This is a genomic window from Streptomyces sp. NPDC059828, assembly GCF_042731955.1.
Lineage (GTDB): Bacteria > Actinomycetota > Actinomycetes > Streptomycetales > Streptomycetaceae > Streptomyces.
This window is the reverse complement of sequence record NZ_JBHWIW010000059.1, coordinates 33,987-47,023: the sequence shown is the minus strand read 5'-3', so window position 1 is coordinate 47,023 and position 13,037 is coordinate 33,987. Positions and strand designations below refer to the sequence as shown.

Here is a 13,037-nt window from a genome sequence, read left to right as displayed (position 1 = left end):
CCTGGCAACCGGTGTCCGGCCCACGGCCGTCACTGCCCTTGCCTCTCGCCTCCTGGCCTACGCCTTACGCGTCGACTGCGATCCGCTCACCGCCCAGCTCGACCGCCGCGCAGCGCCAGCGGAGGTCGGGGCCCCGTTCCAGGCGGAACGCCATGGCCGACACCCGGTCGCCCGTGCCGATCCGGGCGAAGGCCTCGATGACTCCGGGGCGCGGGATGTACTCGTCGCAGTGCCGCAGCACCGGCCGCACACCGTTCGCGGCCAGCGGCGTGCCCGGGGCGAGGCGGACCAGATGCTCATAGCCGTCCCCCACGGTGTGGCCGAGCATCCAGTGGACCGGGCGGGTGCCGCTGAGTACCGCGAGCAGGCGCTCCGCGAACCAGTAGCGGGGGAGCCGGGATCTCGCTCCAGCCACCCCCGTGCGGCGTGGTGTGAGACGGCCCGGGCCGCGGCTGTCGTGGCGCCCGCCGGGCGGGTGGCTCAGGGCCGAGGTGTGGTCCACGGCTGTCGCTCCTTCCGATACCCGCAAGTAACTTTCAGTCGCGGGTTGTCTACGCGGAGTCACGGGTCTGTCGCAAGCGGCGCCCTCTCGCCCCGCGGCGGTGCGGAGAATCACCTATCAGGGTGATCAGAGGCCTGTGCGAGGCCTGAGGGAAGGGGTTTCCAGGGTGCTGGACTGACCTCGGGGGGCGCGCTCGGGGGCACTCTGACGGGGGATCGCGCACGTATCCTTAGGTGTTCACCCGACGACGAAAGCGGCCGGCCATGCGCGTCTACGTACCCCTGACCATCCCGGGTCTCGCAGAGGCGTACAAGGTGGGTGAACTGGGCTCCGCGCCGCTGACGGCCTACGCCGTCACGCCGGCGCTGCGGGAGTGGTACGTCTCCGACGACATCGAGGAGCTCGAGTACGCCGCGCTCAGCAGGGCCGCCGCCGCCTCCCTGCGACTGCTGGCCGGAGACCCCGGTACGCCCAGGCGCCGGGTCGTGGTGGCCGTCGACGTGTCCGACGGTGACGCCGTCGCCGACCCGGGACACGGGCTCGGCTCGGCCTCGCTCGGTGAGGTGCGGATCGCTTCGGCGGTGCCCCTGAAGAAGGCGGCGTCGGTGCACGTGGACTCGGGCGAGGCGGAAGCCGATGTGTCAGCGGCGGCCGGCGCGCTCGGCGCGGCCGACCACGGGGACGACGACGCGCAGTTCATCGTGGACGGCGCGGAGGACCATGAGCTGCTGTGGTTCGGCGTGCAGGAGATCCCCGGACTCATCGGCTGACACCGGCCCGAGGGAGCCCGCTGTCAGACCCGGAAGGTACCGTTTCCTGCCATGGGGAAGCACAGCGCGCATCTGGTCTGGGACTGGAACGGCACACTCCTCGATGACATCCACGCCGTCATCGAGGCGACCAACGCGTCGTTCGCGGAGATAGGCCTGGAGCCGATCACGCTGGAGCGTTACCGGGACCTGTACTGCGTGCCGGTGCCCCGGTTCTACGAACGCCTCATGGGCCGGCTCCCCACGGACGCCGAGTGGGCCGTCATGGACGAGGTGTTCCACCGGCACTACTGGCAGCGCGCGGACGCCTGCGGGCTCGCGGCGGGCGCCGCCGAGCTGCTCGCGAAGCGCCAGGCGGCGGGCCGTACGCAGTCGCTGCTCTCGCTGGCCCCGCATGAGCACCTGATACCGATCGTGCGGCGGCACGGCATCGAGGCGCGCTTCACGCGGGTCGACGGCCGGATCGGCGGTTCCCACACCGGCAAGACCGAGCACATGGTGCGCCATCTGGCGGCGCTGGAAGGCGTCGCAGCGGACCGGATCGTCGTGATCGGCGACGCGGTGGACGACGCCGTCGCCGCCCACCATGTGGGGGCCCGGGCGGTGCTGTACTCCGGCGGCTCGCACAGTACGGCCAGCCTGCTGCTGGCCGGGGTCCCGGTGGTGGACACCCTCGCCGAGGCCGTGCTGGTGGCCGAGGAGATGCTGGAGTAGCGGCGGCGACGGGCCGCACGACGGCCATGGCCTTCGCCGGCTCGTCACGTGTTCGCCACCTGGCGGTCCCGCGGCGCCCGGTCCGGCCGCCGGCGGGCACAGCGGCCGGACCTCGTGTCGCAGTCGTGTCAGCTCAGCGGGGCCTTCTCCCGCAGGACCTTCAGGAATTCGCGCATCCACGCCGGGTGGTCCGGCCAGGCCCGGGACGACACCAGGGTGCCGTCCACCACGGCCTCGGAGTCGCGGAAGGAGGCGCCGGCCGACTGCATGTCGAGTTCGAGCGCCGGATAGGCCGTGACGCGGCGGCCCGTGAGACTGCCGACGGCCGCCGTCAGCAGGGGACCGTGGCAGATCTGCGCCACGGGCTTGTCCGCGTCGAAGAAGGACTTGAGGATCTTGCGGAGCTCGGGATCGTTGCGGAGGTACTCGGGCGCACGGCCGCCCGGGATGACGATCGCCGCGTAGTGGCCCGGGTCCACCTCGGAGAACGCCAGATCGGCGGGCCAGGTGTACCCCGGCTTCTCCGTGTACGTGTCAAAGCCGGGTTCGAAGTCGTGCACCACGAACTGGAGCTGCTTGCGCGAGGGGGCCGCGATATGGACCTCGTACCCCTCCTCGCGGAGTCGCTGGTACGGATACAGCACTTCGAGTGACTCGGCCGCGTCGCCGGTGACGATCAGGATCTGCACAGTCATGGCTGCTGCTCCCCGGAATCGATGTATTGATTTGTCGCTATCGTTCGGGTCTGAGGTTGTTCCCTGCTTCAGGGTTGATTGTCATCCTTGGTCCACGGGGTCAACCTGCCCGTCCGCGGTGGGTTTGCCAAGAGGCCATGTGTCGCTGTCCAGAGTGTCAAACTTCCGGCCCCGCTTTTGTACACATACGGCTCATGACGGCCCCGGGGTCGGGGGCGATAGCCTTGTGCCGTGATCAGCGCGATACGCCGCGGGGGCAGTGCAGCCCCCGACGGGCTCCGCCCAGTGACAACTGGGGGACCGCGCCCGGGACGCCACAGCGGCCGGGTGCGAGCTGATCTTCCCTGCGGCCCGCATAGTCGCGGCCCGCGGTACACCCCGGGCCCGTCACAGCCGGAATCGGCCGAATACGGCTCGGACATCTCTCATTTCGGCATAGCGTCGACCCTGACCGGACACCCCGCGTCGTGGCGTTGTGCCTACGTTTCCACCTACGTCACGCAACGGCGCGCGACAGGAGCCAGAGGACATGCAGACCAAGCTGGACGAAGCCAAGGCCGAGCTGCTCGAGAGGGCCGCTCGGGTAGCTGAGAACAGCCCGGGCGGGGGGCAACTTCCGACTGGGTCCGACGGCGGGGAGCGCCCTGACCGGGCCACGCTCCTCGCGTACCTCCAGCGCTATTACCTGCACACCGCGCCCGAGGACCTCACCGACCGTGACCCGGTCGATGCCTACGGCGCCGCCGTCTCCCACTTCCGGCTGGCGGAGAACCGCCCGCAGGGCACGGCCAACGTCCGGGTGCACACCCCGACGGTCGAGGAGAACGGCTGGACCTCCAGCCACTCCGTCGTCGAGGTCGTCACCGACGACATGCCCTTCCTGGTCGACTCGGTCACGAACGAGCTCACCCGCCAGGGCCGCGGCATCCATGTCGTGATCCACCCGCAGATCACCGTCCGCCGCGACGTCACCGGCAAGCTCATCGAGGTGCTCCGCGCCGAGTCGAACGGCGCCACGCTCCCCCACGACGCCTTCGTCGAGTCCTGGATCCACGTCGAGATCGACCGCGAGACCGATCGCGCCGACCTCAAGCAGATCACCGCCGACCTGCTCCGGGTGCTGTCCGACGCCCGCGAGGCCGTCGAGGACTGGGAGAAGATGCGCGAGGCCGCGCTGCGCATCGCAGAAGGACTGCCCCGCGAGCCCATCGCCGAGGACATCCGCAACGAGGATGTCGACGAGGCCCGTGAGCTGCTGCGCTGGCTCGCCGACGACCACTTCACCTTCCTCGGCTACCGCGAGTACAACCTCGTGGACGGCGACGCGCTGTCCGCCGTGCCCGGCACCGGGCTCGGCATCCTCCGCTCCGACCCGCACCACAGCGGCGACGACGCCCACGGCCACCCGGTGAGCCCCTCCTTCAACCGGCTGCCCGCCGACGCCCGCGCCAAGGCCCGCGAGCACAAGCTGCTGATCCTCACCAAGGCCAACAGCCGCTCCACCGTGCACCGCCCGTCCTACCTCGACTACGTCGGCGTCAAGAAGTTCGACGACAAGGGCAACGTCATCGGTGAGCGCCGCTTCCTCGGGCTCTTCTCCTCGGCCGCCTACACCGAGTCGGTCCGCCGTGTCCCTGTGATCCGCCGCAAGGTCGCCGAGGTCCTGGAAGGCGCCGGCTTCTCGCCGAACAGCCACGACGGCCGCGACCTGCTCCAGATTCTGGAGACCTTCCCGCGCGACGAGCTGTTCCAGACCCCGCCGGACCAGCTCCGCGAGATCGTCACCAGCGTGCTCTACCTCCAGGAGCGCCGCAGGCTGCGGCTCTACCTGCGCCAGGAGGAGTACGGCCGCTACTACTCGGCCCTGGTCTACCTGCCGCGCGACCGCTTCAACACCACCGTCCGCGAACGCCTGACCGGCATCCTCAAGGAGGAGCTCGACGGCAGCAGCGTCGACTTCACCCTGATGAGCACCGAGTCGGTGCTGACCCGGCTGCACTTCGTCGTGCGCGTCGCCCCCGGCAGTGAGCTCACCCACCTCACCGACACCGACAAGGACCGCATCGAGGCCCGGCTCGTCGAGGCCGCCCGATCCTGGGCCGACGGTTTCGCCGAGGCGCTGAACGCCGAGGCGGGCGAGGAGCGCGCCGCCGAGCTGCTGCGCAAGTACGGCAATGCCTTCCCCGAGGGCTACAAGGCCGACCACTCCCCGCGTGCCGCCGTCTCCGACCTTTCCCATCTGGACCAGCTCAGCAGCTCCGGCAAGGAGTTCTCGCTCTCCCTCTACGAGCCGGTCGGCGCCGCCCCCGGTGAGCGCCGCTTCAAGATCTACCGGCTCGGCGAGCAGGTCTCCCTGTCCGTCGTGCTGCCGGTGCTCAACCGCCTCGGCGTCGAGGTCATCGACGAGCGCCCGTACGAGCTGCGCTGCGCCGACCGCACCCACGCCTGGATCTACGACTTCGGTCTGCGGATGCCGCTCCCCAGCGGCAACGGCGGTGGGGACTTCCTCGGTGACGACGCCCGCGAGCGCTTCCAGGACGCCTTCGCCGCCGTGTGGACGGGCGCCGCGGAGAACGACTCGTTCAACTCGCTCGTGCTGCGCGCCGGGCTCAACTGGCGTGAGGCCGTGGTGCTGCGCGCCTACGCCAAGTACCTGCGCCAGGCCAGTTCGACCTTCAGCCAGGACTACATGGAGGACACCCTCCTCAACAACGTCCACACCACCCGGCTGCTGATCAACCTGTTCGAGGCCCGGATGTCGCCGGACCGCCAGCACGCCGGCACGGAGCTGATCGACGGACTGCTCGAGGAGCTGGACTTCGCGCTCGACCAGGTCGCCTCGCTGGACGAGGACCGGATCCTGCGCTCCTTCCTCACCCTTATCAAGGCCACCCTGCGCACCAACTTCTTCCAGGAGGCGGGCGGCGGTACACGGCACGGCTATGTGTCGATGAAGTTCGACCCGCAGGCCATCCCGGACCTGCCCGCGCCCCGCCCGGCGTACGAGATCTGGGTGTACTCCCCGCGTGTCGAGGGTGTCCACCTGCGCTTCGGCAAGGTCGCCCGCGGTGGTCTGCGCTGGTCCGACCGGCGTGAGGACTTCCGTACGGAGATCCTCGGCCTGGTCAAGGCGCAGATGGTGAAGAACACCGTGATCGTGCCGGTCGGCGCCAAGGGCGGCTTCGTCGCCAAGCAGCTGCCGGACCCGGCCGTGGACCGCGACGCCTGGCTCGCCGAGGGCATCGCCTGCTACAAGACCTTCATCTCCGCGCTGCTCGACATCACCGACAACCTGGTGGCGGGCGAGGTCGTGCCGCCGCACGACGTGGTGCGCCACGACGAGGACGACACCTATCTCGTCGTCGCCGCCGACAAGGGCACCGCCACCTTCTCCGACATCGCCAACGAGGTCGCGGTCGCCTACAACTTCTGGCTCGGCGACGCGTTCGCGTCCGGCGGCTCCGCGGGCTACGACCACAAGGGCATGGGCATCACGGCCCGTGGCGCCTGGGAGTCCGTCAAGCGGCACTTCCGCGAGCTCGGGCACGACACCCAGACCGAGGACTTCACCGTCGTCGGAGTCGGCGACATGTCGGGTGACGTGTTCGGCAACGGCATGCTGCTGTCCGAGCACATCCGGCTGGTCGCGGCCTTCGACCACCGGCACATCTTCATCGACCCGGACCCCGACGCGGCCGTCTCGTACGCCGAGCGCCGCAGGCTCTTCGAGCTGCCCCGCTCCTCCTGGGCCGACTACAACAAGGAACTGCTCTCGGCGGGCGGCGGCATCCACCCCCGTACCGCCAAGTCGATCCCGGTCAACACGCACGTCCGGGAGGCCCTCGGCATCGACGAGGGCGTCACCAAGCTGACCCCGGCCGAGCTGATGAAGGCGATCCTCCAGGCCCCGGTGGACCTGCTGTGGAACGGCGGCATCGGTACGTACGTCAAGGCCGCCACCGAGTCCAACCCCGACGTCGGCGACAAGGCCAACGACCCGATCCGCGTCAACGGCGACGAACTGCGGGCCAAGGTGGTCGGCGAGGGTGGAAACCTGGGCCTGACCCAGCTCGGCCGGATCGAGTTCGCCCGGGGCGGCGGACGGGTCAACACCGATGCCATCGACAACAGCGCGGGCGTGGACACCTCCGACCACGAGGTGAACATCAAGATTCTGCTGAACGGTCTGGTCGCGGACGGCGACATGACCGTCAAGCAGCGCAACAAGCTGCTCGCCGAGATGACCGACGAGGTCGGCAGGCTGGTGCTGCGCAACAACTACGCCCAGAACGTGGCCCTGTCCAACGCCGTCGCACAGTCCCCGAGCCTGCTCCACGCCCACCAGCGCTTCATGCGCCGGCTGGGCCGGGACGGCGCACTGGACCGGGCACTGGAGTTCCTGCCCAACGACCGGCAGATCCGGGACCTGCTGAACAACAGGCAGGGCCTGTCCCAGCCCGAGCTCGCCGTGCTGCTCGCCTACACCAAGATCACGGTGGCGGAGGAGCTGATCGGCACCTCGCTGCCCGACGACCCGTATCTGCGGGGCCTGCTGCACGCCTACTTCCCGAAGGCGCTGCGCGAGAAGTTCACCGACGCGGTCGACGGCCATGCGCTGCGCCGCGAGATCGTCACCACCGTCCTGGTCAACGACACCGTCAACACGGGCGGATCGACCTTCCTGCACCGGCTGCGCGAGGAGACCGGGGCCTCGATCGAGGAGATCGTCCGGGCGCAGACCGCGGCCCGCGCCATCTTCGGGCTCGGTGGGGTGTGGGACGCCGTCGAGGCGCTCGACAACCAGGTCGCGGCGGACGTCCAGACCCGTATCCGGCTCCACTCGCGCCGGCTCGTCGAGCGCGGCACGCGCTGGCTGCTGGGCAACCGTCCGCAGCCGCTGGAGCTCACGGAGACGATCGACTTCTTCGGGGCGGGCGTCGAGCAGGTCTGGGCCGAGCTGCCCAAGATGCTCCGGGGCGACGACCTGGAGTGGTACGAGGGGCTGCTGGAGGAGTTCACGGCCGCGGGCGTCCCGGACGAGCTGGCGACACGGGTCGCCGGGTTCTCCTCGGCCTTCCCGACGCTCGACATCGTGGCGATCGCCGACCGCACCGGCAAGGACCCGCTGGCCGTCGCCGAGGTCTACTACGACCTGGCGGACCGGCTGCGGATCACCGAGCTGATGGACCGGATCATCGAGCTGCCGCGAGCCGACCGCTGGCAGTCCATGGCCCGTGCGTCCATCCGTGAGGACCTGTACGCGGCGCACGCGATGCTCACTTCGGACGTGCTGATCGCCGGCAACGGCAGCGCCACGCCTGAGGAGCGCTTCACGGCCTGGGAGGAGAAGAACGCGGCGATCCTGGGCAGGGCACGGACCACGCTGGAGGAGATCCAGGGCTCGGACACGTTCGACCTGGCGAACCTGTCGGTGGCGATGCGGACGATGCGGCAGCTGCTGCGAGCACACACCTGACGCCGCTCGAGCGACTGAGGGGGCGCCCACCACGGCGGTGGGCGCCCCCTCAGTGCGTGGGCCGGTACGTGTGCCGAGAGCTACTTCTTGCGAGTGAACGCCTCGTACGCGGCGACGACCTCCGCGGCGGGCCCGTCCATCCGTAGCGTGCCCGATTCCAACCACAGCGCACGGTCACACGTCTGGGTGATCGCGCCATTGCTGTGGCTGACCAGGAACACCGTGCCCGCCTGCTCCCGCAGTTCGGCGATCCGTTCCTGGCTGCGGCGCTGGAACTTCGCGTCGCCCGTCGCCAGAGCCTCGTCGATCAGCAGGACATCGTGGTTCTTGGCCGCCGCGATGGAGAAGCGCAGCCGGGCGCCCATGCCGGAGGAGTACGTCCGCATGGGCAGGGAGATGAAGTCGTCCTTCTCGTTGATCCCGGAGAACTCGACGATCTCCTCGTAGCGGTCGCGGACCTCCTCGCGGGTCATGCCCATCGCGAGACCGCCGAGGATCACGTTGCGCTCGCCGGTCAGATCGCCCATGAGGGCGGCGTTCACGCCGAGCAGTGAAGGCTGGCCATGGGTGTAGACCCGGCCCTTGGCGGTGGGCAGCAGCCCCGCGATGGCCTTCAGCAGGGTGGACTTGCCCGAGCCGTTGGAGCCGATCAGGCCGATGGCCTCGCCCTTGTAGGCGGTGAAACTGACTCCCTTGACGGCATGGACCTTGCGGCCGCCGCCGTCGGGGTCCCGGCGCCGGGAGAGGAGCCGGCTCAGCGCGGCGGTGGCGGCGCCGCGGCCCGGAGTGCTCTTCGCGCCATTGACGGTATAGGTGATGTGGACGCCGTCGACGACGACGGTGGGGGTCCTGTCCCGCGTGCGCGGGTCCGCTGCGATGTGGTCAGCCACGGCCGTACTGCTCCTCCGCCTTCCAGAAGTACACGAATCCGCCCACCCCGAAGACCACGGCCCAACCGAGGGCGACCACCCAGACATGCGGTGGCAGCTGGGCCGATGTGTAGCTGTCGATGAGCGCGAAGCGGACGAGGTCGATATAGACGGCCGCGGGGTTGCACTGGATGGCCAGCTCCACCGCGTGCGGCAGGTGCCGGCCCTTCAGCACGGCGTGGATGCTCCACATCACGCCGGACCCGTACATCCAGGTGCGCAGGATGAACGGCATCAGCTGCGCGATGTCCGGGGTACGCGCGGCGAGCCGTGCCATGCCCATCGAGACCCCGGTGTTGAAGAGCGCCTGGAGCAGCAGCGCGGGCAGCGCGAGGAGCCAGGACGCCTTCGGGAACTGCCCGAAGCCCATCAGGATCACGATCAGGGCGCCCATGGAGAACAGCAGCTGCTGGAGCTGCTGGAGCGCCAGCGCGATGGGCAGGGCGGCACGCGGGAAGTGCAGGGCCCGTACCAGGCCGATGTTGCCGGAGATGGCCCTCGTCCCGGTCGTGATCGAGTTGGCCGTGAAGGTCCAGATGAAGACTCCGGTGACCAGGAACGGTACGAAGTCGGACACATGGCGGCTGGTCTTGAGCAGCATGCCGAAGATGAAGTAGTAGACCGCCGCGTTGAGCAGCGGGGTCATCAGCTGCCAGACCTGCCCCAGCTTCGCCTGGCTGTACTGAGCGGTGAGCCGGGCGGTCGCGAACGCGGTGATGAAGTGGCGACGGGACCAGAGCTGTCGGACGTACTCGGGGAGTGCTGGGCGGGCGCCGCTGACCTGGAGTCCGTGCCGGGCGGCGAGCGCGCTCAGGCTTTCACCGGGCGCGGCTGCCCCGGGCGGTCCGGAGACCGCCTGGCCGCTGTCCACGCTCACGCTGACGCTCACGTACACGCTCCCTCACCGTCGCAACGCAACCGTATCGTCGTTACGGCGACAGTAGGGCGTTATGACGTCGCAACGCAACCGTCTCGTCGTCACGGGTTATGCTCGTGGACATGACCACGGAGCCGGGACACCCACGCCGCACCCCCGCGGGAGCCGCCGTGCTGCGGGAGGACGTCACCGAGGCCATTCGCTCCGCCGTCTTCGAGGAGCTCGCGACGGTCGGTTTCGCCCGGATGTCGATCGAGGGCATCGCCCGGCGGGCCGGAGTCGGCAAGACCGCGGTCTATCGGCGCTGGAAGTCCAAGCTGTCCCTGGTCCTGGACCTCGTCTCGGCGTTCGCCGCCCAGGGGCTGCCCGCCCCGGCCACCGGCTCGCTGTACGGGGACGTCCGCGCGCTGCTCGAAGTCGCCTCGCACGCCCTGCGCCACCCGGTGGCGTCCCAGGTCATCCCCGACCTGCTGGTCGAGTCCGCCCGTAACCCGGAGATCGCCCAGGCGGTCAGGGCGGCGCTGTTCGACAGCCAGCAGGGAGTCGCGGCGCTCGTGGTACGCGACGCGGTGGCGCGCGGCGAACTCCCGGAGTCGGCCGACCCCGACCGCGCGCTCGACCTGATCGTCGGACCGCTGTACTGGCGGCTGGTGGTGGTGCGGGGTGACCTGCCCAAGGGCTATCTGGACGACCTGGCGGCCTCGGCGGTGGCGGCCCTCACCCGTCACCGGTCCCTGTGAGGGCGATCTTCCCGGGTCCGCGTCCTGCGTCGCCGCGCCCTACTTCACCGCCCCTGCCATCACCCCGGACACGAACTGCCGCTGGAACGCGAAGAACACCACCAGCGGGATCACCATCGAGACGAACGCCCCGGGCGCCAGTACGTCGATGTTGTTGCCGAACTGCCGCACCTGCTGCTGGAGGGCGACCGTGATCGGCGGCGACTCGGAGTCGGCGAAGATCAGTGCGACCAGCATGTCGTTCCATACCCACAGGAACTGGAAGATGCCCAGCGAGGCGATCGCCGGAGCGCCCAGCGGCAGCACCACCCGGGTGAACAGCCGGATCTCACCCGCCCCGTCGAGCCGGGCCGCCTCCAGCAGCTCCCTCGGGATCTCCGCGAAGAAGTTCCGCAGCAGGAAGATCGCGAAGGGCAGGCCGAAGGCGACATGGAAGATCACCACTCCGGCCGTCGTCTCGAAGATCCCGATCTCGCCGAACAGCCTCGAGACCGGGACCAGGGCGACCTGCACCGGGACCACGAGCAGGGCGACCACTGCCAGGAACCACCAGTCACGCCCGGGAAAGTCCATCCAGGCGAAGGCGTAACCGGCGAGCGAGCCGATCACCACGACCAGGACCGTCGCCGGGACGGTGATCAGGACCGTGGAGAGCAGCGAGTGGGTGATGGTGTCGTTCTGGAGCAGCCTGGTGTAGTTCTCGGCGGTGAGCTGGGCGGGCCGGACGAAGACCTCCCACCAGCCGCTCGCGCTGATGTCGGCGGGTGAGCGCAGCGAGGAGAGCAGCAGGCCGATCGCCGGTATCAGCCAGAACAGCCCGACGAGGACGAGGACGACCCGCAGGGCGCCACCACCCGTGCGGGCGGCGATCCGCGAGGCGAGCGAGGGCCTCCCGCTCCCGGACCGGGCGCTTACGGCCGCACGGGTCTTCCGGGCCGCCTCAGCCGTGCCACCGGCGCCGTCCGGGCCCGTCGTGGTCATCGGCGCGTCTCCCTTCGCATCCTGCGGATGTTGAACAGCATCACCGGGATCACCAGCAGCAGGAGGAGCACCGCGATCGCACTGCCGACGCCGAGGTCGGCATCGGTGCCGAAGGAGGACCGGTAGAGCTGGAGCGCCAGCACGTTCGCATCGTCCTGGGACGAGCCGGGCGCGATGATGAAGACCAGGTCGAAGATCTTCAGTACGTTGATCATCAGCGTGACCATGACCACGGCGAGGACCGGCGCCAGCAGCGGGACCGTCACCCTCCGGAAGACCTGCCACTCACTGGCCCCGTCCACCCGGGCCGCCTCCAGCAGCTCCCGTGGCACGGCGGCCAGCCCCGCGGCGATCAGCACCATCGCGAAGCCCGCCCACATCCAGAGGTACGAGCCGATGATCGCCGGGGTCACCAGCGAGGGACCGAGCCAGTCGACCCCGTTGTACGGTTCCCGGAAGTTGCTCTCCGGCAGCCGGAGCCGGGCGCCGTCCGCCTGTGCGGGGAGAGTGAACGTACCGTCGGCGGCCGCCGTGGCCGTGGCGACGACCTTGCCGTCCTTCACCGCCTCGATCCTGATGCCCTTGAGGCCCACTTCCTTCGGGTCGACGGTGTTGGGCTCACCGCCCCCGCCCCGGGTGAAGTCCAGCCAGGCAGTGCCGGTGATCTTCCCCGGTTCCGGGGAAGGGGTACGCGCCGGCCGTGCGTCGGCCGGCATCTTCGCGGGAGCCACCCCGACGAGAGGCAGCCGCACTGCGGCACCGCCCGCTGAGACCGGGTCCCTGGTGATGAACGCCCCGCCGCCCGCAGCCTCCAGCGGATGGGTGGGCAGGGGGTGGGCGTTCGGGAAGCCGGCCGACTCGGCGAAGGTGTCATGCACCCCCACCCAGACCGCGTTCGCCACGCCACGGTCCGGGTCCTGCTCGTACACCAGCCGGAAGATGATGCCCGCGGCCAGCATGGAGATCGCCATGGGCATGAAGACCACCAGCTTGAACGCGGTGCCCCAGCGGACCCGTTCGGTGAGCACGGCGAACACCAGACCGAGTGCGGTGGCCACGGTCGGGGCGACCACGACCCAGATCGCGTTGTTCTTGACGGCGGTGAAGATGGTGTCGTCGGTGAAGATCTCGACGTAGTTGCCGATCCCGGCGAACCCGCTCCCGGACTTGTCGAAGAACGAGCGGTAGACCGAGTACCCGATCGGATACACCACGAGCGCGCCGAGCAGCACGAGTGCGGGCAGCAGGAAGCCGGCGGCGACCAGCCTCCGGGTCCCGGTCACGCTCCTGCGTGCCTTCGCCGCGCGCCGTCCCCGTCGTGGCCCTTCGCTTTGCTGAGCGGTCACGGCGGCG

General features: G+C 69.7%; 10 protein-coding genes. 4 read left to right on the top strand and 6 right to left on the bottom strand.

Annotation, left to right across the window (positions count from 1 at the left end):
* Nucleotides 1–64 precede the first annotated feature (64 nt).
* The gene (locus ACFV6V_RS27690; protein WP_385570183.1) at nucleotides 65–502 is read right to left on the bottom strand and encodes an Rv3235 family protein; all 438 of its coding nucleotides are present in this window, start codon (nucleotides 500–502) and stop codon (nucleotides 65–67) included.
* A 263-nt stretch (nucleotides 503–765) separates the two neighbouring features.
* Between ACFV6V_RS27690 and ACFV6V_RS27685 the strand changes: the two genes are divergently transcribed.
* Together ACFV6V_RS27685 and ACFV6V_RS27680 are read left to right on the top strand one after the other, a co-directional pair.
* On the top strand, nucleotides 766–1,272 hold the full coding sequence (locus ACFV6V_RS27685) for a DUF6912 family protein (protein WP_385570180.1): 507 nt from the start codon (nucleotides 766–768) through the stop codon (nucleotides 1,270–1,272).
* A 51-nt stretch (nucleotides 1,273–1,323) separates the two neighbouring features.
* Nucleotides 1,324–1,986: an HAD family hydrolase gene (locus ACFV6V_RS27680; protein WP_385570177.1), complete on the top strand. Its 663-nt coding sequence runs from the start codon at nucleotides 1,324–1,326 to the stop codon at nucleotides 1,984–1,986.
* Nucleotides 1,987–2,114: 128 nt separating this feature from the next.
* Here ACFV6V_RS27680 and ACFV6V_RS27675 read toward each other — a convergent pair whose 3' ends face one another.
* On the bottom strand, nucleotides 2,115–2,681 hold the full coding sequence (locus ACFV6V_RS27675; protein WP_385570174.1) for a DJ-1/PfpI family protein: 567 nt from the start codon (nucleotides 2,679–2,681) through the stop codon (nucleotides 2,115–2,117).
* A gap of 529 nt (nucleotides 2,682–3,210) precedes the next feature.
* Between ACFV6V_RS27675 and ACFV6V_RS27670 the strand changes: the two genes are divergently transcribed.
* On the top strand, nucleotides 3,211–8,157 hold the full coding sequence (locus ACFV6V_RS27670; RefSeq protein ID WP_385570171.1) for an NAD-glutamate dehydrogenase: 4,947 nt from the start codon (nucleotides 3,211–3,213) through the stop codon (nucleotides 8,155–8,157).
* Between the two features lie 80 nt (nucleotides 8,158–8,237).
* Here ACFV6V_RS27670 and ACFV6V_RS27665 read toward each other — a convergent pair whose 3' ends face one another.
* Entirely contained in the window at nucleotides 8,238–9,035 is a 798-nt protein-coding gene (locus ACFV6V_RS27665) for an ABC transporter ATP-binding protein (protein WP_385570199.1), read from the bottom strand.
* 4 nt (nucleotides 9,036–9,039) lie between these two features.
* Entirely contained in the window at nucleotides 9,040–9,957 is a 918-nt protein-coding gene (locus ACFV6V_RS27660; protein ID WP_385570197.1) for an ABC transporter permease, read from the bottom strand.
* A gap of 128 nt (nucleotides 9,958–10,085) precedes the next feature.
* Between ACFV6V_RS27660 and ACFV6V_RS27655 the strand changes: the two genes are divergently transcribed.
* Nucleotides 10,086–10,703, top strand: a complete 618-nt coding sequence (locus ACFV6V_RS27655) for a TetR/AcrR family transcriptional regulator (protein WP_385570169.1) — start codon at nucleotides 10,086–10,088, stop codon at nucleotides 10,701–10,703.
* Nucleotides 10,704–10,742: 39 nt separating this feature from the next.
* On the opposite strand, the gene ACFV6V_RS27650 is transcribed toward ACFV6V_RS27655, so the two are convergent.
* Nucleotides 10,743–11,684, bottom strand: coding sequence for a carbohydrate ABC transporter permease (locus tag ACFV6V_RS27650; protein ID WP_385570166.1), 942 nt, complete (start codon nucleotides 11,682–11,684; stop codon nucleotides 10,743–10,745).
* Nucleotides 11,681–13,030, bottom strand: a complete 1,350-nt coding sequence (locus ACFV6V_RS27645; RefSeq protein ID WP_385570163.1) for a carbohydrate ABC transporter permease — start codon at nucleotides 13,028–13,030, stop codon at nucleotides 11,681–11,683. Before ACFV6V_RS27645 ends, ACFV6V_RS27650 begins: the two co-directional genes overlap by 4 nt.
* Nucleotides 13,031–13,037 lie beyond the last annotated feature (7 nt).

What these genes read in the sequence shown, in the direction of transcription:
- ACFV6V_RS27685 (WP_385570180.1), top strand. Translation starts at nt 766, where the DNA reads ATGCGCGTCTACGTACCCCTGACCATCCCGGGTCTCGCAGAGGCGTAC.
- ACFV6V_RS27680 (WP_385570177.1), top strand. Translation starts at nt 1,324, where the DNA reads ATGGGGAAGCACAGCGCGCATCTGGTCTGGGACTGGAACGGCACACTC.
- ACFV6V_RS27675 (WP_385570174.1), bottom strand. Translation starts at nt 2,681, where the DNA reads ATGACTGTGCAGATCCTGATCGTCACCGGCGACGCGGCCGAGTCACTC.
- ACFV6V_RS27670 (WP_385570171.1), top strand. Translation starts at nt 3,211, where the DNA reads ATGCAGACCAAGCTGGACGAAGCCAAGGCCGAGCTGCTCGAGAGGGCC.
- ACFV6V_RS27655 (WP_385570169.1), top strand. Translation starts at nt 10,086, where the DNA reads ATGACCACGGAGCCGGGACACCCACGCCGCACCCCCGCGGGAGCCGCC.
- ACFV6V_RS27650 (WP_385570166.1), bottom strand. Translation starts at nt 11,684, where the DNA reads ATGACCACGACGGGCCCGGACGGCGCCGGTGGCACGGCTGAGGCGGCC.